Annotated in this window: 23 protein-coding genes; 17 read left to right on the forward strand and 6 right to left on the reverse strand. The window is 38.2% G+C overall.

What is annotated here, in order from left to right; translation table 11 throughout:
• The 3 genes from CCAL9328_RS08900 to CCAL9328_RS08910 all read right to left on the reverse strand — a co-directional run.
• Positions 1-432 (reverse strand): 2Fe-2S iron-sulfur cluster-binding protein (locus CCAL9328_RS08900; RefSeq protein WP_169972574.1); only part of this gene is annotated, 432 nt, incomplete at its 3' end.
• The gene (gene sdhA, locus CCAL9328_RS08905; RefSeq protein ID WP_170000470.1) at positions 429-2,276 is read right to left on the reverse strand and encodes an 8-methylmenaquinol:fumarate reductase flavoprotein subunit; all 1,848 of its coding nucleotides are present in this window, start codon (positions 2,274-2,276) and stop codon (positions 429-431) included. The genes CCAL9328_RS08900 and sdhA, both read right to left, overlap by 4 nt.
• A gap of 348 nt (positions 2,277-2,624) precedes the next feature.
• Positions 2,625-5,093, reverse strand: a complete 2,469-nt coding sequence (locus tag CCAL9328_RS08910) for a molybdopterin-dependent oxidoreductase (protein WP_169938450.1) — start codon at positions 5,091-5,093, stop codon at positions 2,625-2,627.
• 123 nt (positions 5,094-5,216) lie between these two features.
• On the opposite strand from CCAL9328_RS08910, the gene CCAL9328_RS08915 reads away from it, so the two are divergent.
• The 13 genes from CCAL9328_RS08915 to pglJ all read left to right on the forward strand — a co-directional run bounded on the left by CCAL9328_RS08915 (position 5,217) and on the right by pglJ (position 17,456).
• A complete protein-coding gene (locus tag CCAL9328_RS08915; RefSeq protein WP_169938448.1) occupies positions 5,217-5,597 on the forward strand; it encodes a VOC family protein in 381 nt (126 codons plus the stop codon).
• 49 nt (positions 5,598-5,646) lie between these two features.
• Positions 5,647-5,901 (forward strand): nicotinate phosphoribosyltransferase, encoded by a 255-nt coding sequence (locus tag CCAL9328_RS08920; protein ID WP_169938446.1) that lies wholly within the window; start codon positions 5,647-5,649, stop codon positions 5,899-5,901.
• A gap of 159 nt (positions 5,902-6,060) precedes the next feature.
• Positions 6,061-6,429, forward strand: coding sequence for an ArsR/SmtB family transcription factor (locus CCAL9328_RS08925; RefSeq protein WP_169938444.1), 369 nt, complete (start codon positions 6,061-6,063; stop codon positions 6,427-6,429).
• A gap of 10 nt (positions 6,430-6,439) precedes the next feature.
• Positions 6,440-6,658 carry a cation transporter gene (locus CCAL9328_RS08930; RefSeq protein ID WP_169938442.1) on the forward strand — a complete coding sequence of 73 codons (219 nt, stop codon included), beginning with the start codon at positions 6,440-6,442 and terminating at the stop codon, positions 6,656-6,658.
• 9 nt (positions 6,659-6,667) lie between these two features.
• On the forward strand, positions 6,668-8,482 hold the full coding sequence (locus CCAL9328_RS08935; RefSeq protein WP_170000471.1) for a heavy metal translocating P-type ATPase: 1,815 nt from the start codon (positions 6,668-6,670) through the stop codon (positions 8,480-8,482).
• Between the two features lie 60 nt (positions 8,483-8,542).
• Complete coding sequence (gene galE, locus CCAL9328_RS08940; protein ID WP_170000472.1) at positions 8,543-9,526, forward strand: UDP-glucose 4-epimerase GalE; 984 nt, start codon at positions 8,543-8,545, stop codon at positions 9,524-9,526.
• A gap of 240 nt (positions 9,527-9,766) precedes the next feature.
• Positions 9,767-11,002, forward strand: coding sequence for a Vi polysaccharide biosynthesis UDP-N-acetylglucosamine C-6 dehydrogenase TviB (gene tviB, locus CCAL9328_RS08945; protein ID WP_169938436.1), 1,236 nt, complete (start codon positions 9,767-9,769; stop codon positions 11,000-11,002).
• An 8-nt stretch (positions 11,003-11,010) separates the two neighbouring features.
• Positions 11,011-12,531 carry an MATE family efflux transporter gene (locus tag CCAL9328_RS08950; RefSeq protein ID WP_170000473.1) on the forward strand — a complete coding sequence of 507 codons (1,521 nt, stop codon included), beginning with the start codon at positions 11,011-11,013 and terminating at the stop codon, positions 12,529-12,531.
• The gene (locus CCAL9328_RS08955) at positions 12,531-13,310 is read left to right on the forward strand and encodes a glycosyltransferase family 25 protein (protein WP_169972431.1); all 780 of its coding nucleotides are present in this window, start codon (positions 12,531-12,533) and stop codon (positions 13,308-13,310) included. The genes CCAL9328_RS08950 and CCAL9328_RS08955 overlap by 1 nt, the downstream gene beginning before the upstream one ends.
• Positions 13,307-14,236, forward strand: coding sequence for a glycosyltransferase family 2 protein (locus CCAL9328_RS08960; protein WP_169938430.1), 930 nt, complete (start codon positions 13,307-13,309; stop codon positions 14,234-14,236). Before CCAL9328_RS08955 ends, CCAL9328_RS08960 begins: the two co-directional genes overlap by 4 nt.
• Positions 14,233-15,303, forward strand: a complete 1,071-nt coding sequence (locus tag CCAL9328_RS08965; RefSeq protein ID WP_169938428.1) for a glycosyltransferase — start codon at positions 14,233-14,235, stop codon at positions 15,301-15,303. The genes CCAL9328_RS08960 and CCAL9328_RS08965 overlap by 4 nt, the downstream gene beginning before the upstream one ends.
• Positions 15,304-16,350, forward strand: coding sequence for a glycosyltransferase (locus CCAL9328_RS08970; RefSeq protein WP_170000474.1), 1,047 nt, complete (start codon positions 15,304-15,306; stop codon positions 16,348-16,350).
• Positions 16,347-17,456, forward strand: coding sequence for an N-acetylgalactosamine-N,N'-diacetylbacillosaminyl-diphospho-undecaprenol 4-alpha-N-acetylgalactosaminyltransferase (gene pglJ / locus CCAL9328_RS08975; protein ID WP_170000475.1), 1,110 nt, complete (start codon positions 16,347-16,349; stop codon positions 17,454-17,456). Before CCAL9328_RS08970 ends, pglJ begins: the two co-directional genes overlap by 4 nt.
• 1 nt (position 17,457) lies before the next feature.
• On the opposite strand, the gene CCAL9328_RS08980 is transcribed toward pglJ, so the two are convergent.
• The 3 genes from CCAL9328_RS08980 to CCAL9328_RS08990 form a co-directional block, all read right to left on the reverse strand.
• A complete protein-coding gene (locus CCAL9328_RS08980; protein WP_170000476.1) occupies positions 17,458-18,576 on the reverse strand; it encodes a sensor histidine kinase in 1,119 nt (372 codons plus the stop codon).
• A complete protein-coding gene (locus tag CCAL9328_RS08985; protein WP_170000477.1) occupies positions 18,569-19,231 on the reverse strand; it encodes a response regulator transcription factor in 663 nt (220 codons plus the stop codon). The genes CCAL9328_RS08980 and CCAL9328_RS08985 overlap by 8 nt, the downstream gene beginning before the upstream one ends.
• A gap of 97 nt (positions 19,232-19,328) precedes the next feature.
• Positions 19,329-19,799, reverse strand: coding sequence for a DUF1104 domain-containing protein (locus tag CCAL9328_RS08990; protein WP_170000478.1), 471 nt, complete (start codon positions 19,797-19,799; stop codon positions 19,329-19,331).
• 133 nt (positions 19,800-19,932) lie between these two features.
• Here CCAL9328_RS08990 and CCAL9328_RS08995 point away from each other — a divergent pair, with 133 nt between their 5' ends.
• The 4 genes from CCAL9328_RS08995 to CCAL9328_RS09010 are packed head-to-tail and all read left to right on the forward strand — an operon-like array spanning position 19,933 to position 24,362.
• Entirely contained in the window at positions 19,933-22,050 is a 2,118-nt protein-coding gene (locus CCAL9328_RS08995) for an STT3 domain-containing protein (protein WP_170000479.1), read from the forward strand.
• A gap of 21 nt (positions 22,051-22,071) precedes the next feature.
• Positions 22,072-23,187, forward strand: a complete 1,116-nt coding sequence (locus CCAL9328_RS09000; protein ID WP_170000480.1) for a glycosyltransferase — start codon at positions 22,072-22,074, stop codon at positions 23,185-23,187.
• On the forward strand, positions 23,180-23,785 hold the full coding sequence (locus CCAL9328_RS09005; protein WP_169972424.1) for a sugar transferase: 606 nt from the start codon (positions 23,180-23,182) through the stop codon (positions 23,783-23,785). Before CCAL9328_RS09000 ends, CCAL9328_RS09005 begins: the two co-directional genes overlap by 8 nt.
• Positions 23,772-24,362, forward strand: coding sequence for an acetyltransferase (locus tag CCAL9328_RS09010; protein ID WP_169972423.1), 591 nt, complete (start codon positions 23,772-23,774; stop codon positions 24,360-24,362). Before CCAL9328_RS09005 ends, CCAL9328_RS09010 begins: the two co-directional genes overlap by 14 nt.
• Positions 24,363-24,434 lie beyond the last annotated feature (72 nt).

Raw genomic sequence — 24,434 nt, forward strand, 5'->3', positions numbered from 1 at the left:
TCCGCTTATGCGGTCAAATTCAGCCTGAGTTTGCACGCAACCTTTATCCTCTGAAAATTCATCTTTAGCAACTATTGCAGGGCGAATTTTGCGTAGGTTTTCAACGCTAGGTTCCCAATCCACCACAAGATCCGAAACAACACGGAAATTATTTAGTGGAGAGATCCTTATGGTGTCTGGATTATCATACTCTTTTAAAAGATCTTTCATCTTAGTATCGCACGCAAGATATGAGTGTCCGTTTACACGCACCGCACAAGCACCGCATATAGCAGAGCGGCAAGATGCCGTGAAATTTAACGATACATCTTTTGTTTGCTTTATAAGTAGTAAAACACTAAGAAGCGTTTTGCCCTCTATCTCTGCTGAAGTTAATTCATAAGTTGATTCGTATTTTTTCTTTCCGTCAAAACGTTCGATGATTATTTTCATTGTGGTTTCCTTCCATCAAGTGAGAACTCAGTAACAACAACATTTTTATAGCTAAGTTCAAGTTTGTTATCTTTCATGCTTACGATACTGTGCTTTAAGAAATTTGCGTCGTCGCGCTTAGGGAAATCCTCTCTAGTGTGAGCGCCACGACTCTCAAGTCTTTTTTGTGCAGCTAAACAAGCACAGCGTGAAAGAAGTATCAAGTTGCCAAGCTCTACATAGTCGGTAAATGCGGTATTCATCACAGCATTGCTATCTGCAACACGAATTTTCTCATAACGAGCCTGGATATCCTCAAGTGCACTTGATAAAGCATCAAGTTTATCTTGAGTTCTAAAAATTCCCATATTATCCCAGTTTTGTTTGCCAAGCTCTTCACGAAGCGTGTAAATATCAGACACTCCGCCTTGTCCGTTTGCTACCTCTTTAAATTTAGCTTGCCATGCTTTTGCAAGTTCAACTGTTTTAGCACCCTCGCCAAATGTAGCGTTTGTAGCGTATTTTGTAGCACCCTCGCCTGCTAGCTTACCTGTTACTACGGCATCGGTTAGACTGTTGCCGCCCAAGCGGTTTGCACCGTGGATCGAGATACAAGAAGCTTCTCCACCTACGTAAATTCCAGGAATTTTAGTGCTCATATCATCAATGCTTACAACCTCGATACCACCCATAGAGTAGTGAGCTGTCGGGCGAATAGGCACAGGCTGCTCAACAAGGTCGATATCTTGGAACAAGAACGCAGTATGGCGAATTTTAGGTAGTTTTTTAATAATAGTTTCTTTACCTAAATGGCGCACGTCACAAAGCACATATGAGCTAAGACCTTCACCGTATCCGCGACCTTCGCGAATTTCCATCTCAATAGCACGAGCAACAACATCACGAGGAGCTAGTTCCATTTTCTCGTGATAATTTTTCATAAAGCGCTCACCTTTATTATTTATAAGGTATCCACCCTCGCCACGTGCCGCTTCGGTGATAAGTGTTCCGCCGTTTTGAACGCCTGTTGGGTGAAACTGTATCATTTCAGGGTCTTCAAAGCCAAGTCCAGCTCTTAAAGCCGCAGCTACACCGTCTCCGGTAGCGATGTAAGGAGTAGATGTTCTGTTATAAAAAATTCTCGTATATCCACCAGTTGCAACAACTAGCGACTTACAAAGTATCGGATAAATTTCACCGGTTTGGATATCTCTAAGAACGGCACCTTCGCATTTACCGCCATCAACACCTATCTCAAGAAGCTCATGATCCATTAAAAATTTAACACCGTGACCGATAGCATCATCTAGGCAAGAGTGCATTAAGATATGACCTGTTTTATCGGCAGAAAAGTTACATCTTCTCTTTGAAGCGCCACCCATCATACGTTGAGCAACACCACCCTTTTCTGTTCTTGAAAAAAGCGTTCCCGCAAAATCCATCTCAGCGATAGCTTTACCAGCTAACTCACAAAATTTAATAGCCGCATCTTGATCAACCAAGTAAGCTCCACCCTTTACAGTATCGTAAGCATGCAGCTTGTATGAGTCACCGTTTGAAAAATCAGTAACGCCGTTTATACCGCCCTCAGCCATACATGTTGCGTTTCTGGAAGGCATCATTTTTGTTGCGACAACAACTGTTAAATTTGGATTATTTTTTCTAGCTGCAACGGCTGCTCTAAGTCCTGCACCGCCTGAGCCGATGATTAATATATCGCAAGAAGGAAGCCCTTTTGAATTTCCTGATTTCTTGGTGTCTTCTGCCCCAAATGCACTAACGCCACTGCCGCTAACGGCAAGAGCACTAACGCTAATACAGGCAGACTGAAGAAAATCTCTTCTGGTAAATTTTTGTTCACTCATTGATAATTCCTTGTGATTTTTAAGCATGAACGCCTAGTCGTAAGCATCTGGATATGAAAACATATCACTATGCACACTGTCTCTTATTTACTCAAATTTCATAAAATTTTTACTATGTATTTACGAAATTTAAATCGGGGCGTATTTTACAAAAAGAATTCTTTATTTTTCTTTATATTCTTAGTTTAGTTTTAAATAAACTATGTAAATTGTAACTTTATGTTAAAAATACAATTTTTATATCATGCCGATAAGGGTGTAATAGTTAAAAGGCGAATATATCGCCTTTTATTAGAAGATATTTATAATTTAATATTTAAGTTTAAATAGTAAATTTTATAAATTAATTTAAATTTTAGTAATCCTCGGCTTCCTAAACGCCGTAACCTCAGGCAAATCACCCCTAAATTTCTCAACCTCAACCATACTTGTATGAGCCGTGTTGCTTTGAGATAATTTACTTGAGGCGACATCTTTGGTCAAGACATTTAAATTTCCATGCTTGCAAAGACTTTTTTCGCCAAATTCCACAGGATCATACCACGCCCCCTCACTTACGATAACCACATCATCTTGCACATCAGAAGTCACTAACGCACCGCATAAAATTTCACCTCTGTCGTTAAACACACGAACAACGTCGCCATCTTCTATGCCTCTTTGTTTTGCTGTTTTAGGGCTTATTAGCATAGGCTCACGCTCGCTTATCTCGTTGTATTGTCTTAGCATAGAGTTGTTTAACTGAGAGTGAAGTCTAAATTTAGAGTGCGCACCGCTAATTGCGATAGGAAATTTCTTATCTTTTGCACCAAGCCACTCAAACGGCTCAAACCAAGTTGCGTGTCCGGGGCAGTCATCATAACCAAAGTCGGATATCGTTTGAGAAAAAATTTCTATCTTTCCAGACGGCGTTTTAAGCGCATTTGCGACTGGATCTGCACGAAATTCAGAGTAATTTGTAAAATATCTTTTCTTCTCGTCAAGCTTGTCAAATCTAAAATATCCCTTTTGCCAAAACTCATCAAAACTAGGCATATCATAACCCATCGCACTTGCCCTACTTACGACATCTGCATAAATTTCTTTAACCCAGTCAAGCTCGCTCTTGCCCTCACTAAACGCCTCTTCTTGCTCCTTGCCCCATTTTTCACATATAAGACGTGCTATCTCAAAGTCGCTTTTGCTCTCTCCAGCAGGCTTTACAAGAGGTTTTATCGCGAAAATATACTCATTTGTGGAGTTTGACATCTCTATATCGGTTCTTTCACATTCTAAACAAACAGGCAAAACTATATCGCTAAATTTTGCATTTGAAGTCCAAAATGGCTCGGTTGTGATGATGGCACTTACTTTTTTTATCGCTGCTACTGCGCGGTTAGTGTCTGGATGACGAGTGAAGGTAGACCCGTTGGCATTAAACATAACACGGATATGAGGAAGCTTATACATCTTGCCGTTACGTGGAATTTCTTTACCAGGCTGCATCAAAGCATCTATAAGCCTTGAATTTGGCATTTCGTGAGCTTTGCTTTTTGCTAGTTTGCCGTTTGGAGTGATGTATCTGTCGGCAACTTTTGCATCAAAGGCGCGAAGTCTAGGCGCGATGTAACTCTCATCAGCATTTTTATGCATTTGGTCATTCATAACAAAACCACCGCCAATCTTACCGATGTGGCCTAGCATGGCACTAAGCGTAATTAAGGCTTGATACGCTTGCTCGCCATATGCTTGACGCTGTATCGCATATCCGCTAACTATCACGGCATTATCTTTAACCAAGGTATCGCAAAGTTCTTTTAACTTTGCCTCTTTTACACCGCAAATTTTACTAGCCCAGGCTAAATTTTTAACGATCCCGTCAACTTTACCAAGGAAATAATCCCTAAATTTATCAAATCCTACCGTATATTTTTCGATAAATTCCTTACTATAAAGTCCGCTTTCATATAGATAGTGGCACATTCCTATCATCATCGCCGTATCGGTACAAGGCACAACACATATGTAGTCGCTGTCAAAGTAGTTAGCGCTTTCGTTTTTATAAACATCTACACTATAAATTTTTATCTCACCGGACGCATTTTTTTGGCGCATTTTATCGTAATAAGCGTATGAGTTATGCATAGGAACACCTATGGCTATTTTGTTTGATACAACAGGGTTTGTTCCCCAAAATACAATTGTCTTAGCCTCTTTTAGTATCGCTTCCCATCTTGTAGGATTATGCGTTGGATCAACGCTTCCTGTTATGTGAGGCAGCAAAGCCGTTGCGCCGCCGTATGAGTAGCCACCCAACTCGGTCACATATCCACCAAGGATATTTAACATCTTTCTGGCTGTAAATCTAGCATGCCCTACTCTGCCTAAACTTCCCCACTGATAAAGCTGTCCCCATATCGCTTCAGAGCCGTATTTGTCAAAATTTTCTTTTAAAACATTAGCTGTTAGTTCTATGGCTTTATCCCAGCTAACGCGCACAAATTCCTCTTTTCCGCGAAGATGCGGTTTTGAATTATTTGGATCTTTTAAGAAACTTTTACGAACATACGGATATCTCACTCTAGTCTCGTTTTGTATATGATCGATTAACGCGTTATTTAGCACCGTAGGCATAGCATCACCCTCAAACGGCTCTGTATCGACAACTCTTTTGCCTATGCTTTTTACCCAAAAAGCGCCAAATTTATTTGCGCTTAGTCCTGAATTTGCGTCATAAACAGCCTGTGCATCACCACTTAAAACCCTTGCGCTAAGCGAAGATAAAGGCACACTTGCGGCCGTAGCCGCGCCTAATTTTAGAAATTTACGTCTTTGCATTTTGATAACTTTGTGTTAAGATAACGCGAACTCGCGTCTAAAGCCGTATTGTAGCACAATTTTAAGAGACGTTTTTAAGATTTTATGTTAGATTAGCAAATTTTAAATACAAAGGTTTTAACGATGAAGATATCTGCTCTTGATCATTTTGTTTTAACGGTTAAAGATGTTAATTGTTCTATCAAATTTTACACGCAAATACTTGGTATGAAAGAGATAAGCTTTGAAGATGGCAGAAAAGCTGTAAAGTTTGGCTCTATGAAGATAAATTTTCATCAACTAGGCAAAGAAGTAAAACCAAATGCGCTAAACGCAACCGTCGGCTCAGCCGATATCTGCTTACTAACTACGACTTTACTTGAAGATGTGCTTAAAGAATGCAAAGCCAAAAATGTCGATGTCATAAGCGATATCGTAAAACGAACAGGTGCAAAAGGAGCGATAAACTCGATCTACCTTAGAGATCCTGACGGAAATTTAATAGAAATTAGTCAATACGTCTAAACGGAATAAAATTTGCTTAAAAATTTTGAAAACAGATAACGGATAAAATATGGACCTTTACACAAATAAACAAATGATACTAAAAATGCTTAACGCAACACTTGATGAGATGTTTTTAGCCATCGCAAGAGGTGGTGCGACAAATGAGTCTTGCAGAGACGACAGAGACTATTTATTGGATATTCGTGAAAAATTTGACGCAGCCGACAAAGAGGGATTTGACTTCATAGAGGCTTCAAACGATCTGATATTTTTGTTTGAAAAATACCGCGCAAAAAGCATAAATACATTTTTACCCATCTAAAAATTTAACAAAACTTTCTACTCGAAATTTCCGTAAAATAAATTTAAAATCATTTTGCGGAAATTTAAACCTTAATATCACAAAATATCTTGACATTTAAATTTTTTATCTATATACTTTCATATGAATATATGCTCATATATCAAATAAAGGCAAAAAATGATAAACGAAAATGACAAAAATTTAGAAATTTGCGAGGTAGAGTGTATACACAAAGAGATTATCGATAGCGTTAAAAAAGATATGCCAGATGACGCAAGTCTTATAAATTTAGCCGACTTTTTTAAAAATTTCGGAGATACAACGCGTATCAAAATTCTCTGGGCTTTGAGTATATCAGAGATGTGCGTATGCGATATTTCGGTGCTTTTAAACATGTCGCAATCCTCCATCTCGCACCAACTAAGAGTCTTAAAACAAAGCAAGATCGTAAAAAACAGACGCGACGGTAAGATAGTTTACTACTCGCTAACAGACGAACATGTAGCACAGGTATTTAAGCAAGGCTTTAACCATATAAACGAATAAGGATAAAAAAATGATACAAAAATATGAAATTTCAGGACTTTGTTGCCCAAACTGCGCAGCGAAAATAGAAGCAAACATCGCCAAACTTGACGGAGTAAACGAAGCTAGCATAAATTACATCGGCATGAAGATATTGCTTGATTTTGACGAAAGCAAGAAAGATGAAATTTTAAAAGCTACTCAAAACATAATGAACAAAATAGAACCGGGCATGAGTATAAAATTTTAAGGAATTTAGATGAGTTTAAAAACGGATAAAATTTGCATAGCGCTTAGCTTTTTATTTGTGATCTTTAGCTACTTTACACAAGAGATAGGTGTAAAAACAGCGCTTTTAGGCGTAGCCTTAATCATCGCGGGATACGAGATAATCTTTAAAGCGTTTAAAAGTCTAAAAAACGGCTTTAGCTTGGATGAAAATTTCCTCATGTCCATTGCATCTTTAGCCGCATTTAGCATAGGAGAGATGGTCGAAGCGGTAGCGATCTTGCTCTTTTATCGTATCGGCGAGGCGTTTGAGGACTACTCTCTTAACAGATCAAGACGTTCGGTGTCAAGTTTGGTTGATTTGGCTCCAAAACAGGCAAATTTAAAACAAAACGGCGAGATAACAACCGTAGATGTTCAAAGCGTCAAAGTCGGCGAAACCATAGTAGTTAGAGCTGGAGAGAAAGTGCCTATAGATGGCATTATAACTAGCGGAATAAGTCTTTTTAACACCGCCTCTATAAACGGCGAACCACTGCCTCTTGAGCTTGGCAAAGGAGACAAGATCACAAGCGGTTTTATAAATTTAAATGCGACAGTTGAGATAAAGACAACAAGCGAATTTGAAAATTCAGTCGTTAGTAAAATTTTAGATATGGTTGAAAACGCGGCGTTTAAAAAGTCAAAAAGCGAGAAATTTATAACAAAATTTGCAAGAATTTACACACCTATCGTGGTTGGTTTTGCCTTTGTCTTAGCGTTTATACCGCCTGTTTTATTTGACGGAGACTTTAGCGAATGGCTAAAAAGAGGCATTATATTTATAGTCGTCTCTTGCCCTTGTGCACTCGTTGTTTCAGTGCCTTTAAGCTTCTTTGGTGGCATAGGCGGAGCCAGTAAAAACGGTATCTTGATAAAAGGAAGTAGCTTTATAGAGACGCTATCTAAAATCAAGCTCGTTGCATTTGATAAAACAGGCACGCTTAGCAAGGGCGAGTTTGTCCCTTATAAATTTAGCCCAATAAACGGATTTAGCAAAGATGAGCTTTTTAAATTTATCGCATTAGCCGAGAAAAACAGCATACACCCCATCGCTGTTTCTATCGTCAAAGCTTACAAGGAACCTCTTGATGAAAATTTGATAAAACACGTAAAAGAGTCTGCCGGTTTTGGCATTAGTGCGGTTATAGACGGCAAAGATGTTCTTGTAGGAAGCGCTAAATTTATTAAAGACTTTAACCCGCATGATACCGACGAAACAGCCGTTCATTTGGTGGTAAATAATTCATATGCCGGTTATATAAGTCTAAAAGACGAGCTTAGAAAAGAGAGTTGCGAAACCATAAAATGGCTTCATAAAAACTCTATAAAAACCGCAATGATAACGGGCGATAAAAAGGCTCCGGCTCTTGCGGTTGCGAATGAGCTTGGGATTTCAAGCGTAAATTACGAGCTTTTACCTGATCAAAAAGTTAGTGTTTTTGAGAACTTTTTGGATAAAAAAGACAAAAACACAAGTATAGCCTACGTAGGAGACGGCATAAACGACGCTCCTGTTATAGCAAGAGCGGATGTTGGAGTGGCGATGCTTGGAACTGACGCTGCGATAGAAACTGCCGATGTTGTGCTTATGCATAACAACTTAGCCAAGCTAAAAACCGCGATACAAATTTCTAAAAAAACTATCGGCATAGCTAAATTTAATATCATTTTTAGCATCAGTTTTAAAGTTGGAGTTTTGATTTTGGCGATTTTTGGTCTTGCAAATATTCCTCTTGCGATATTTGCCGATGTTGGCGTAACTATAATCGCCGTTTTAAATGCCCTTCGAGCGTTTAAAATTTAATGAGATAAAACTTACTTTTAATCATTTTTTGGTAAAATACCCCCCTAAAAAGGGGTAAAGATGAATATTTTAATTACCGGTGGAGCCGGCTATATCGGTTCTCATGTTTTAAAGGCGCTTTTAACCCAAGGCGGACATAAAATCACAGTCCTTGACAACCTCTCTAAAGGCTCTGCCGAAGCCTTGAAAACACTTAAGAAATTAGGCGAATTTGAGTTTGTAAACGCAAATTTAGAAGATGATTTAAGCGAAGTTTTCTCACGCGGTAAATTTGATGCGATAATACATTTCGCGGCATTTATAGAAGTTGCCGAAAGTGTGGCAAAACCGCTAAAATACTACCTAAACAACACTGCAAACGTGGCTAAAATTTTAACTTATTGCGATAGATTTGGTGTTAATAAATTTATATTTAGTTCAACTGCTGCTGTTTATGGAGAGCCCGAAGTTGGCGAAGTAACCGAAGAAAACCAAACCGCTCCGATAAATCCATATGGTATGAGCAAACTCATGAGCGAGCAAATCATAAAAGACTTTGCCGCTACGAACAAATGCTTTAAATACGCCATTTTGCGCTACTTTAACGTAGCAGGAGCCGACGAAGAGGGACTTATCGGACAAAGGTATCCAAACGCAACCCATCTTATAAAAGTAGCCGTGCAAACCGCACTCGGTAAACGCGAAAGCATGTCGATATTTGGCGATGACTATCCTAGTAACGACGGCACTTGCGTGAGGGATTATATACATGTTAGCGACCTTGCGGATGCACATTTATCGGCACTTGAGTATCTTGCGCAAAACGGTAGCGAAGTATTTAACGTGGGTTATGGACACGGTTTTAGTGTAAAAGAAGTTATACAAACTGCAAAAAAAGTAAGCGGGATAAATTTCTTGGTCAATAAAGCTCCTAGAAGAGAGGGCGACCCTGCGATACTTATCTCAAACGCAACAAAGATCAGAACTAAGACAAACTGGAAACCAAAGAGAGAAAATTTAGAACTCATTATAAAAACCGCGCTAGAATGGGAAAAAAAGATTTAATAAATTTCAAAAGTGTTTTTGAAATTTTAAGAAATAGATATTTTAAAATTTGCGCTCTAAGCCAATTGCCAGTCTCTTTAAGAGTTAAGTAAAAGCTATTAAAACATAGCTACAATGGGCAAAGTGGCATTAAAATATCTCAAAAATAGTTAGAATTTTAAAACTTAAATACGTGCAAAACGTTTTGATGTAAATTTTAAATTATAAATTTAATCGGCAAAAAGCCAAAAAGGAAAAATTATGAAAATAGCCGTTATCGGTCTTGGTTATGTGGGACTTCCACTTGCAGCTGCATTTAGCAAAAGATACAAAGTCAAAGGCTTTGACGTAAATGCCGCAAGGATAGACGAGCTTAGAAAAGCTCACGACCGCACGCTAGAACTTAGCCGCGAACAAATGGAAGAAGCGATACAAAACGGTATGGAATTTAGTCTAAATTTAGACGATATTAAAGACTGCAACTTCTACATCGTTACAGTGCCAACACCTATCGACAAAAATAACCGTCCCGATCTAACGCCTGTCGTAAAAGCAAGTCAAAGCGTGGCACAAGTCCTTAAAAAAGGCGACATCGTAGTATATGAAAGCACTGTTTATCCAGGTGTAACAGAAGAAATTTGTGTGCCGATACTAGAGAAAATTTCGGGGCTAAAATTTAACGAGGACTTCTTTTGCGGATACTCGCCAGAGCGAATAAATCCTGGTGACAAAGAGCATACCGTAACTAAGATCAAAAAAATCACAAGTGGCTCAACACCTCAAATCGCAGACAAAGTCGATGAAATTTACTCATCTATCATCACCGCTGGAACATACAAAGCAAGTAGTATCAAAGTCGCCGAAGCCGCAAAAGTTATAGAAAATACACAACGTGATATAAATATCGCATTTATCAACGAGCTTGCAATGATATTTGAACGCCTTAATATCGATACAAGCGAGGTTTTAAAAGCTGCCGGAACAAAATGGAATTTCTTAAATTTCCGTCCAGGACTTGTTGGAGGACACTGTATAGGTGTTGATCCATACTACTTAACACATAAAGCCCAAGAAGTCGGCTATCATCCAGAAATCATCCTTGCGGGTCGCCGTATAAATGATAACATGGGAAGGTATGTCGCGCAACGCGTGATTAAGATGATGATAAAAGACGGGATCTTAATCAACAAAGCACGTATCTTGGTTCTTGGTATCACATTTAAAGAAAATTGCCCGGACATCCGCAACTCTCGCGTTATAGATGTCATAGAGGAGCTTAAAGACTTTGGTTGCACCGTAGATGTGAGTGACCCTTGGGCGGACGCAAACGAAGTAAAACACGAATACAACCTAGAGCTTATCAAAGACTATGATACAAACAAATACGACTGTGTGGTATTTGCAGTCGCACATAACGAATTTAAAGAGTTAAAATTTAAAGATACTCTCGTTTTTGATATAAAAAATATCTACGAAAACGCAAACGAAAGACTTTAGGCTAAATTTTGGCGATAAATTTAATTAGCTCAATAATCGTCTTCATGGTCTCCATGGGGATAAATTTCTTCCTAACGCCATACATCCTAAAAAGCCTTGGAAACGAGGCTTTTGGCTTTGTAGGGCTTAGTAACACCATAGTAAGCTATGCAGCCGTAATTACCGTGGCAATAAACTCTGTTAGCGGTAGATTTGTCGCTTACGAATGGCACAAAGGCAACTTAGAAAGAGCAAATTCTTACTACTCGTCTGTTTTGGCAGTAAATTTCATCTTCGCGCTATTTGTTGTCGTTGCAAGTGGAATTTTTATACTAAATTTAGACGTGATCTTAAATGTCCCAAGCCACCTTAAAACAGACGTAACCCTGACTTTTGTATTTTATTTTATAAATTTTTGTGTCGGACTTTTTAACGGTGTCATCACAGTTTGTGCATTTGTGCGAAACAAGCTTTATCTACTTTCTATTAGAAATGCCATTTCAAGTGCGATACTAGCGACTTTGATAGTTTTACTGTTTTACCTGTTTTCAGCGATGATAACCTACATTGCTATCTCTGCACTTATCTCATCTATCTTTGTGCTTTTAAGCACGATTTATATGTCAAAACGCATAACACCCGAGCTTAAATTTGATCTTAAAATTTTTGATTTTAACAAGATAAAAGAGCTTTTAAACTCCGGAGTATGGAACAGTTTTAATGCATTAAACCGCATACTTTTAACCGGCATGGATCTTTTTATATGTAACATCTTTATAAACGCCTGGATGACGGGTATTTTAGCAACTGCCAAAGCCGCCCCGATAATCCTAGAAAGCTTCGTTGCCCAGCTTAGCTCGATCTTTTCTCCCAAATTTGTAGAATTTTACTCAAAAGGCAACATCTTAGCACTGATAAATGAAGCTAAATTTTCAATGCGAACGGTCGCGTTTATCATGAGCGCTCCGGCTGCATTTTTTGTTGTATTTGGACGTGACTTTTACTCGCTTTGGTTGCCGTTTAAAAGTGCCGACGAGATAACCCTAATATACAACTTAAGTATGATAACACTTGTGCCTATAGTCTTTATCAGTTATCTTTTTTCACTTTTTGGTATCGATAGCGCGACAAATAAACTTCGTCGTCCCGCCATAGCAAATACGATCTTAGGCGTTAGCACGATACTAGCGCAAATTTGTATTGTGAAATTTAGTGACTATGGAATTTACGGCATAGCTATCGTTGGAGCCGGTTTTTATTGCATTCGCATACTATTTTTCGACCTCATCAACGCGGCTTTAAATTTAGATGTTAAGCTTACGACATTTTATGGGGTTTATCTTAGAAATTTAGCTCTTTTTGTCTTTGTTTGTATGATTTATTATGCTATTTCTAGGCTTGTAAGTATTCAAAGCTGGATCGACCTAGCATTTGCGCTTGTAGCACTTCTTGCATTTGGATACATTATAAATTTATTCTTGATATTTAATAAATTCGAACAACGTATCCTCATGAATAAAATTTTGGCAAAATTTAAAAGGAATTTATGATGAAATTTCCTATCTTTTTAATCTCTCTTCAAAAAGATAGCGCAAGAAGAGAAGTGCTTAAAAGCTTGTTTAAAAGCTACGATGAGTTTGTTTTAACTAGCGCCGTTGATGGACGCGAGATGAGTGCGAAAGAGTATTTTGCCTATGCCGATACCTCACTTAAAGCCTACGGCAAACTTCTAAGCCCCGCAGAGATCGGCTGTGCACTTTCTCACGCAAAAGCATATGAGGCATTTTTAGCCACAGATGCCAAACTAGCACTTATCTTTGAAGACGATGTTATAGGCGATGATAGCAAGATACAAAAAGCTTTTGAGTATGCAAAACTTTTACCACCAAACGGCATACTTATATGTGGCGGCACGGACGGTCTTGAGGGTAGATTTTCGGCATTTGGCAAGTGTATAAAAAGAGGTGAAATTTCAGACGCTAAAGACGATACGCTATTTGAAGTCTCGTCAAATTCATACGGCGTGATATACCGAGCAACGGCATACATCCTAACTCGCAAAGCAGCCAAGACTTTGCTTGAAACACACAAAAAGGCTGTTTGCGTGGCGGATTTATGGGGTTATTTGCTAAAAAGTAATAAATTAAAAATGTATTATGCCGATATTTTTGCACATCCACTTGACCTAACCAACTCTAACCTAGAAACAGAGCGACAAAAACGCGGATACAAACCAAGTTTTAAAACCTATCTAAATAGCTTAAAATTTATCATCTTGTCACGTTTTGAGAGATTTATTTTGGGACATGAGAGGATATTTAAAAGATGAACGAAGTAAAAATAAGCGTTATCATCCCGACGTTTAACCGTCCCGAACTTTTAAAAAAGGCGCTAAGCTCGGCACTTAATCAAACTTATAAAAATTTAGAGATCATTGTTAGCGATGATGCAAATGATGAAACAGCAAAACAAATTTGCGAGAAATTTGGCGATAAAAGAGTAAGATACGTTAAAAATAAAACTCACGCCAAAAGCCCAAACGGCAACAAAAACAACGGCTTTGACAACGCAAGCGGCGAGTTTGTATGCATACTTGACGATGACGATGAGCTTTGTTTAGAGGCGATAAGTGAGTGCTTCAGCTACATCAAAGAGGGCTATAAATGTGTATTTGCAGACGGAGTGTGTGAGATAGACGGCAAGATCACAGATAAGATCGCGGGACGAAATCCATACCAAAACAGCTGCGAGATGAGCAAGATCGACTATCATTGCGGACGCATTACAGGGGAGTATTTTAAGCTATTTTCACGCGAATTTATAGAGGGATTTAGGTTTGACGAGAAGAGTTTTGGCGGCGAAAACGAGCTTTATATACGCTTTTTTGAAAACAGAGTTTTTTATCACAAAAAGCCTCTTTATATATACCGTATAAACCGAGCCGATAGCGCTACCACAAATGCCGACAAACACGCAAAAGGCGTGGCTTATGCCTACTTAAAAACTGCCAAAATTTGTCACGATATAGCCATAAAGCACAATCCCAAATTTCTTTGTTTGCAATATAAAAATGCCGCTTACTACGCAAAGATCGCGGGGGATTATAAGCTTATGCTAAGCTGTATCGCGCGTAGCTTCAAGATAAGCATTTGTAAAGAAAATTTAGCCTTTCTAGCAGTCTGTTTCTTGCCAAATTCAGCCATAAAATCACTCTCAAATTTTAGAGTATGGATTAAAAAAAGGTTTGGCGTATGAAAGTTTTATTTGTTATCTCAACTTTAAGAGCAGGAGGCGCGGAACGAGTTTGCGCGCTTTTGGCATCTAAATTTAGCCTAGAGCACGAAAGCGTTTTGGTAAAATTTGACAAAGATGAGCCGTTTTATGAACTTCACGAAAATGTAAAGCTCATAAATTTAAACCAAGGCGTAGACGAGCTTGGAATTCTTGGTAACATAAAAAAACGTCTGGGTAAAATTTTTAGCCTACGACGCATAGTAAAAGAGGGAAAATTTGACGTCGTCATCTCCTTTTTAGATACTACGAATTTGCTGGTTTTATCAAGCACGTTAGGACTAAAAACTCCTGTAATAATCAGCGAACATACAAGCTTTGACAAGCTTTCTTCTAAGACGATAAAAACACTAAAACGCATACTCTATCCTCGTGCAAGTGCTTTAAGTGTCTTAACAAAAGCTGACGCAAAACTCTACGCCAAATACTGCAAAATCGTAAATGTGATACACAACCCGCTATTTATAAAACCAAATTTATCAAACACCAAAAAAGAAAATTTAGTCATATTTGTAGGGCGTTTGGTAGGTCTTAAAAACTGTGAAATGTTTATCGAAGTAGCAAAAAATTTAAACTCGAGTGGCTATAAATTTATAGTCGCAGGAGACGGCAATGAGAGAAAAAGGCTTGAGGACTTGTCAAATAAACTCGGAGCAGATGTCAAATTTTTAGGCAATGTTACAAACATCGGCGAACTTTATGCAAAAGCTAAATTTATACTCTCAACCTCTAAAGTAGAAGGACTTGGCAACACTCTAATCGAAGCTGTGGCATTTGACTGTGTAAGGATAGCAACCAAAACAAGCGGAGCATGCGAGCTCATAACAAACGGCTATAACGGAATTTTATGTGAAATTTCAAATTCTAAGGCTATGAGCGAGAGCCTAAAAAGTCTCATGAACGACGAGCAAGAGCAACGCAGACTAGCCACAAATGCAAGACTTGGACTTAATGAATTTAGTCTTGAAAATATCTATGAACGCTGGCTTTACCTTTTAAAAATGGCCGGCGTAAAAATACAAGGCGCATAAATGAAAATTTTATTTGTCATAGCAGCTCTTAGAAACGGTGGAGCAGAGCGCGTTTTGAGCATAGTCTCAAGCGAACTTGCCAAAGATAACGAAGTTTATATAGCAGTCTTGGAAGAAAATTTAGGACTTTACGAATTTAACTCAAATATCAAATTTATCTATCCTAAAATTTATGGCTCAAGCAGACTTCTTTCTAAGATAAAAAAAATTTTTGCACTACGTAAATGCTTTAAAGAGATAAATCCCGATGTCATTATAAGCTTTATCGACTGGACAAATGTAGCTTGTGTAGCGGCAAATTTGGGACTTGGATATAAACATATCGCAACAGAACATCACGCAAACGAGTATCTTACGTCGGCTAAATTTAGACTTATACGCGACCTTGCCTATAAGCGCGTTGACATGCTTAGTGTGCTTAGTAAAAGCGACTTTGAGTATTACGACTTCGTAAAAAACCGCACTATCTTGCACAATCCTTGTTTTTTAGCAAGTCCCATCTACTGCAAAAAAGAAAACATCATCTTAAGCGTTGGTCGTCTTGAAAAAGTAAAAGGATACGATGTGTATTTAGACGCCTTAAAAAATGTACCAAAAGAGCTTTTAAACGGGTGGCGCATAGTTATAGCAGGAGACGGAAGTCTTAGAGGCAAGCTAGAACAAAAGGCAAAAGAATATGGCTTAGAGGTTGAATTTTTAGGTCATGTAAACGATGTTGCGCCGCTTTATGAAAAGGCTAAAATTTTTGTCATATCATCAAGAAGCGAAGGCCTTTCAAATGTCTTGATCGAAGCGGCAAATTTTAACTGTGCTCGCATCTCAAGCGATACCGTCGGCGCAAAAGAGCTTATAAGAAACGGCATAGACGGACTTATCTTTGAAAATCAAAACAAAGACGACTTAGCATTCATGCTTGAAGAAATTTTAAATGATGATAATTTACGCAAAAAAATCGCACAAAACGCCAAGGATAAAGCCGACGAATTTAGTGTAGCAAATATCATGAAAAAGTGGCGTAAAGTGATAGAAGAAACGGTAAAACAATGAAAAAATTATGTCTGTTTTTATACTCAATGGGTCCAGGAGGCGCAGAACGCGTGGTGTCAAATTTACTTCCTTATTTAAAGGAAAACTTTGAAGTCCATCTAGTGCTTATGAGCAATATCATAGCCTACCCTATCCCAAGCGAAGTCAAACTGCATTTTATAGAAAATTCAAATCCCTACGAAAACAAGATAAAAAAGCTTTTTAGGCTATTTTTTGCCTTGCCGATGCTGGCTTTTAAATTTAAAAAACTCTGCCTACAACTTAACATCGATACTTATTTTGTCCTGATGAATCGCCCATGTTATATCGCCTTGCTGGCTAGGATTTTAGGGCTTAAAGGACGCATGGTGATAAGTGAAAGAAGCTGTCCGTCCGTGATATACAAAAACGGCGTAAGCGGCTTTTTCAACCGAGTATTTATGAAAATTTTATATCCAAAAGCGGATTTGATACTAGCTAACGCAAAAGGAAATGCCGACGATCTGATACAAAATTTCGGCTGTGATAAGGCAAAGACAAAAGTTCTTTACAACGCTTTAAATTTAGATGAGATAAAAAAAGCTCAAAACGAGCCGCTAGAAAGTGAATTTAGGCCCTTTTTTATAAATATCGGACGTCTTGATAGCGGTAAAAATCAAGCCATGTTGATACGCGCTATAGCAAGCATAAACGACGAAAGAGCAACACTTGGCATACTGGGAAAAGGCGGGCTAAAAAACGAGCTTGCAAATTTAATAAAAGAGCTTAATGTAAGCAAAAGAGTAAGGCTTCTTGGCACAGATAAAAACCCATTTAAACATATCAAAAATGCATCGTGCCTGCTTTGCGCATCGCGTTTTGAAGGCTTTTCAAATGTGCTTATAGAAGCTTTAGCATGTGAAAAAACGATAATCACAACAGAACACAAAAGCGGTGCAAAAGAGCTTATCGGCGACGATGAGTATGGGATTTTAGTGCCGGTTGATGACGAAGACGCTATGCAAAAAGCAATGATAAAAGTGCTAAACGAACCTGAAATTAGAGCAAAATTTGAGGCAAAAGCCTATCAAAAAGCAAAAGAATTTGATAGCAGGAACATCGCAAACGAGCTTATGAGTTATTTGTAGATTATGCTTTAAATTTAACGATAAACTGCGTTTTGTCTTTATCGCTTGTGCAGTTTATCTTAAACCCAAGCTCGTCACAAAATTTTTTTACTAAATTTAGTCCTACGCCAAAGCCGCCGTTTCGCTTGTCAAACCTAGTATAAAGCTCAAAAATATGAGGCAAATTTTGCTTTGCTATGCCCTCGCCCGTATTTGAGATATTAAGACTATTTTGGCTTAAATTTAACTCTATTTTCCCGCCTTCGTTGCAGTATTTTACAGCGTTTGAGAGCAAGTTGTCGATGATTTTGCGAATTTTAAATTTTGAGGTTGTTAGCGTAAACTCATCAGTATTTAGGCTTAAGCTTATGCCTTTTGCATTTAAAGAAGCACCGAAATATTCAGCTCTTTCTTTAAGCATATCGGCTAAATTTACCTCTTGCACGCTCTCATCGGTTTTATTAAATTTAATCATCGCCAAGTCTTCATATAAATTTGAAAGTGTCATAGCTGCTGTTTTTATATTTGCAAGGTATTTTTCTGGGTTATTTTTAAAAAGCTCGATACTCATCAAGATTACGCTTAAAGGCGTATTTATCTCGTGCGTAGTATCTCGTAAAAATCCATCTAAAAACTCTATCTTCTCATAAAGTGGGCGCAAAGAAAGCCTTATGATAAGATAAGCGATAAGTAAGATCGCCGCTAGAATTCCAAGTGAAACAAACAAAATTTGCATCTTTAACGCAAGTAGTTTTTCGCCAAGACCCGTAGTTTTGATCGCTACAAAATACTCGTTTTTTCGCATCCTATCATGCAAAACAAACTGAGAAATCGCTTCATTTGCCTCGATATATCGTCTTGGTGTGCCTGGCTTTACGCGAAAATCATCTTTTACAATCTCTTGCGTTTTTAAATTTACGACAAAGGCTAAAATTTCACTAAAATCCTCCCTAGTAAGCTCTCCACTAAATTGCAACTTCATATGCAAGTCACGCCTTAGTTCTCTCATATCAAAGGAGTCTTTGTCTATTATAAAATGCTTCTCTCTTTCGTAAAACACATAGCCAAAAAACGCCAAAAAAGCCGTACTGGTTAAAAAATAAAGTAAAAAAATAGGCAAAATATGGCGATTTTTAGACATACTTATATCCTAGTTTTGACTGGCTTTTTATGCACTCTTTGCCTAGAATTTTACGGAGTTCGGCGATATAAACTCGCAAACTCATCTCGCTTGGATTTTCATCGTATTCCCAAATTTCTGAGAAAATTTCCTCGTGAGTTACAAATTTATCACGATTTTTAAGAAGTAAATTTAAAAGTCTTGATTGTTTTTTTGCTAAAGCCACCGGGTTATCGCCCTCATATAAGACACCTTGTGTCATATCAAAGCTAAATTTATCGCTAAGTTTAATGAAATTTTGCGTGTTGTGGACAAAACTTCGTTTTAAGATATTTTGCACTCTTAAAAGTAGCTCTTTTAGTTCGAAAGGCTTTTTTATGTAATCATCACATCCACTTAAAAAGCCCGATTGAACATCGTTTATGGTGTTAAGCGAAGTAGTAAATATACAAGGTGTAGTTTGGCCTGATGTGCGTAGTTCTTTTAAAAGCTCAAAGCCGTTTCCGCCGATAATCTTCACATCAAATATCCAAAGGTCAAAGTTGCTTTCATAAGCAAGGCTAAGCGCTTCATCGTAGCTTTTTACGCCTTTTACTTCAAAATTTTCACCACTTAGATACTCACACATCATATCAAGCAGCATCGTTTCGTCTTCTACGATCAAAATCCTAGCCAAACTTTTTCCTTAAAATTTATATTGCAGATATTATCTATTTTCATTTTAACAAGAGTTAAATTCGGCCTCTTTACGAAGCCGAATTTATAAGTTTTGCCTATTTTGGCTCAAGAATTTCACCCCTTAATCTACCCATGCCTCTAGCAAAACCATCACAACATCCACTCATTCTCATACCGCCGTCTTTCCATCTGCCGCCCATTCTCATGTCGCAATTACCTCGGCCCATTCCCATACCGTAAAGCCCCATGCCTCTTGCTTCTTTGACGCTTAAGGCGTCAATTTTATTGCCAAAAGAGTCTCTAAAGTCCCTCATAAATTTATCTCTATCTTCGGGTTTCATTTTTGACATCTTTTCATACATCTTGTCATGAAAACCGCCTCTTATGTCCATTGCCTCACGATGAAGTTTGCCCACTCTTTTGTGAATTTCAAAAGATATCTCGCCAAGCGTTTTTGCATCGCTTGTGGCTATCATCGCATATAACTCGTCGTTTGTGTTTTTCTCAAACGGTACTGCAAATACACTACCTGCGACCAACATTGCCGCTAAAACTAACTTTTTCATTTTATCTCCTTTGAAAAATTATAAGTGTATTATAAATTTAAAACGTGAAGCATTTGTTAAGTAAATTTCACTCATAAAGCTAAATTTGTATAAATTTTCATTATAATAAAGTCTTTATTTCAAAAGAGAGAATATGAATAAAATTTTAGACTTTATTAAAAATTTCCATCTTTCCAAGCAGCTATTTTTATTAATTTTTCTTGCTTTTTGCTTTAGCGTTATAGCAAGACTTTACTGGGTATTTTGGGCAAGTAGTTTTGTTGGATTTTTCCACAACAACGAACTGATGATAAGCACAAACGATGGCTATGCGTTTGCCGAGGGCACCAGAGATATGCTTGCGGGTTTTCATCAACCAAATGACCTAAGCTACTTTGGCTCGTCGCTTTCGACACTTACATTTTGGATTGTCAAACTTTTTGACCTTAACATAGAAAGCGTCATGATCTATCTAAGCCTTATCTTAAGCTCGCTAGTTGTCATCCCTATCATATTAATCGCACGCGAATACAACGCGCTAAAAGCTGGCTTTATCGCGGCACTTTTAGGCTCTGTGGCAAACAGCTACTATAACCGCACGATGGCTGGGTATTATGATACCGATATGCTTATTATCGTGTTTGGAGTGTTTTTGATATGGGGTGTTATAAGGGTGCTTGAGAGTAAAGACGCAAAAAGCCTCATCATCGCCCCCATTACCATCCTAGCCTATATGTGGTGGTATTTAAGCGCCTTTTCACTCATAGCAGCGACTACTATTTTACTAGCTTTTTACACGCTTGTATTTGATAGAAAAAACGCTCTAAACTACATACTTATCGCATTCATGCTACTGGCGATATCAAATTTTGACCCATACGCAAAATTTGCTTTGATTTTGGCGATCTATCTTGTGATTTTATTTAAAAAAAGCCTTTTAACTCTTAAAATTTCGATCGCCATTTTAGTTGGAGCATTTGCCTTTTTTACGATAAACGGAGGTCTTAATCCAATAATCTTTCAGCTAAAGTTTTATGTGTTTAGAAACGTTAGCGAACTTTCGAATTTAAGCTTTCATTATTTTAACGTAAACCAAACCATACAAGAGTCAGGCATCGTCGATCTAGTGCTATTTTGCGAGCGCATAAGCGGTCATGTTTTGACATTTGCGGTTTCACTTTTTGGCACACTTTTACTTTGTATAAAAAAGCGTTCATTTATAGTTGCTTTAGGTATGCTTTTGCTGGGATTTTTAGCGCTTAAAGGCGGACTTAGGTTTACGATTTATGCAGTACCTGTCATGGCTATAGGTTTTGGATATATCATAGTTTTTGTTCTTGAAAAGCTTAAATTTTCAGGAATTTTATTTAAAACCGTCTATATTTTTATAGCCGTTTTATCGCTTTATCCTGTAGCAACTCACATTTATAACTATAAAATTTCGCCCGTTTTTGATGCAAAAGAGGTTCGAGTGCTTGATGAGTTAAAACGTATCGCAGGGCGTGAGGATTATGTTTTGACTTGGTGGGATTATGGTTATCCTATAAGGTATTACAGTGATGTTAAGACCTTGATAGATGGCGGAAAACACCTTGGAAGAGATAACTTTGCAGTTAGTTTTGCACTTGGCGAAAACCAGACAAGCTCAGTCAATATGGCTCGTCTTGAAGTTGAATATACAGAGCGAAATTTCAACGAAAAATTTGGCGCAAATTTAAACCAAATTTTAAAAGAATATGAAAGCCAAGATGTGAATTTATTTTTAAATTCACTTAACGATAAAAGCTTTAAACTACCAAAAAAAACGCGTGAAATTTACTACTATCTACCGGAGCGCATGCTAAATATCTTCCCAACGATCTTGCAGTTTTCAAGACTTGATCTAAAAACAGGACAAAAATGGAACGATCCTGTATTTTTTACGACAAAATACTTTAGGCAAGACAGCGATAAAATAGCACTTGCAAACGGTATAACAATCACAAGCGACATGAGAAATATAGTAGCCGGCAACAACAAGATCCAAGTAAATAGCTTTTTAGAAACAAAATATAACGAAAACGGCAAGCTTGAAGTAACTGAATACAACTTTGATACGAATGCAAAAATTTATATCATTTTCATGCGTGACTACGGACGTTTTTTGGTAATTGACGAGAGTATGTTTAACTCTGTTTTTATCCAGCTTTTTGCACTTGAAAGATATGACGAAGAGCTTTTTGAGCCGGTTATATTAGATAGCGCAACTAAAATTTATAGGTTGAAGAAATGATTTTTAATAAGGTTTTATCTCGTGGCTAGGATAGGTTTTCTTTCGCATGCCGATATGAGCATTTACTATTTTAGAAGCCCAATAATGCGTGCTTTGCAAGATTTGGGACACGAGGTCTTTGCTATCTGTCCAAAGGGCGAATATGTAAAAAGGTTTGAAGCGGAGTTTAAGTGCGTTACTTATGAGCTTGACCGAGCTAGTATAAATCCGCTCACCGTCGTTTCAAACTCAAACAAACTAAGTGAAATTTTACAAGATCTAAATTTAGACCTGCTTCAAACTTCGGCTCATAAATCAAACGTTTTTGGCACGTTTGCCGCTAAAAAAGCGAGCATAAAACGCGTGATAAATTTAGTTGAGGGGCTTGGAAGCTTTTATATAGATAACGACTTTAAAACGCGAATAGTGCGTAAAACGATCGAGACTTTATACAAGCGCGCCTTAAATTTAAGCGATGCGTGTATATTTGTAAATGAGGCCGATCCCAAATATTTTTTAGATCAAGGCATAATTAGTGCGGAAAAAATCATCAAAATCAAAAGCGTGGGCGTGGATACGCGTAAATTTGATCCAAATTTGACCCAAAATGCAGATTTGGGCGATAAAAAAGTCGTTTTGATGATAGGACGTGCGATGTGGCATAAGGGTGTGAGAGAATTTTACGAAGCGGCGGAGCTTTTGAAGGAGCGCAAAGACTGCAAATTCGTCTATGTCGGAGAGGGCTTTGATGGTAACAAAAGCACGGCTGATACGGCATTTTTAAGAGACGGAAACGTAAAATATCTAGGCGCAAGAGATGACGTGGCGCAGCTTTTAAAAGCTTCATATATGCTTGTGCTTCCAAGCTACCGCGAGGGCTTTCCGCGCACGATTTTAGAGGCTATGAGTATGGGGCGCAGCGTTGTGGCAAGTGATGTGGCTGGATGTAATGAAGCTGTGATAGATGGCTTTAACGGGCTACTTTGTGAGGTGAAAAACTCTGCTGATTTAGCTAAAAAGATAGAAATTTTGCTAGATGACGAGAGTATGGCAAAGCGTTTTGGCGAAAACGGACGAAAGCTTGCGGTGGCTGAGTTTGACGAGCGAGAGATCGCTAAAAAATATATTGAAGTTTATAGGAAATTTATCGATGTATAGGGCGTTTTTTAAGCGGTTTTTAGATGTTTTGGGGGCTTTGGTGCTTATAGCTTTGACACTTCCTATTGTGGTCGTGGTATGGATTTTGATAAAAATTAAGCTCAAAACCGATCCGATTTTTACGCAAGATAGGCCGGGACTTAACGGCAAAATTTTTAAAATTTATAAATTTAAGTCAATGAGCGATGAGAGGGATGAAAACGGCGAACTCTTGCCCGATGAGTTTCGCCTAACTAGCTTTGGCAAGCGCATAAGAGGGCTAAGCCTAGATGAGCTTCCACAGCTTTTTAACGTACTAAAAGGCGACATGAGCTTCATCGGACCTCGCCCACTTTTGGTTGAATACTTGCCGCTTTATAGCGCCGAGCAAGCCAAACGCCACGATGTGAGGCCAGGTATCACGGGACTTGCGCAGGTAAATGGCAGAAATGCGATAAGCTGGGAAGAGAAGTTTAAATTTGACACCTTTTACGCCCAGAATTTAAGCCTTAAAATGGACGTGCAGATCGCACTTTTAACCATAAAAAAAGTGATAAAAAAAGAGGGCGTAAGTAAAGAGGGTATGGCTACAACGGAGAAATTTAATGGCAAGAACTAGCCAAATTTACATCTATGGCGCTTCGGGACACGGGCTAGTCATCGCAGATATCGCACAAGCTGTTGGATATGAGAAAGTCGTCTTTTTAGACGATAAAAACGAGATCAAATTTCACCCAAATTTGCCAAAAGCCGACATCGTCATCGCAATAGGCAGCAACCAAACAAGAAAGACCGTAACCGCACGCGTAAAAAAAGCTGGATTTAACGTAGTAAGTTTGGTTCATCCAAGTGCGGTTATAAGCCCAAGTGCGGTGATAAAAAGTGGCGTGGTAGTCATGCCAAATGCCGTGATAAACGCGGGTGCCGTTATCGGTGAAGGAGCTATCATAAACAGTGGCGCAGTAGTGGAGCATGAGTGCATGATAGGCAAGTTTGCACACATTAGCCCAAATGCAGCTCTGGCTGGAAATGTAAGTGTGGGCGAGCTAACTCACGTTGGTATCGGCACTAGCGTGATACAAGGTATTATTATCGGCAAAGAGTGCGTTATAGGAGCCGGAAGCGTAGTAGTAAGAGATATATCAAACAAAGTAAAAGCTTACGGTGTGCCGGCAAAAATAATAACCAAAATTTAAACATATCAAAATCACATGCAACAATCGTCATTAAGGTATCCATCAAATAAAAGCATAAAAATTAAAAATACA

Source organism: Campylobacter sp. RM9328, from assembly GCF_012978615.1.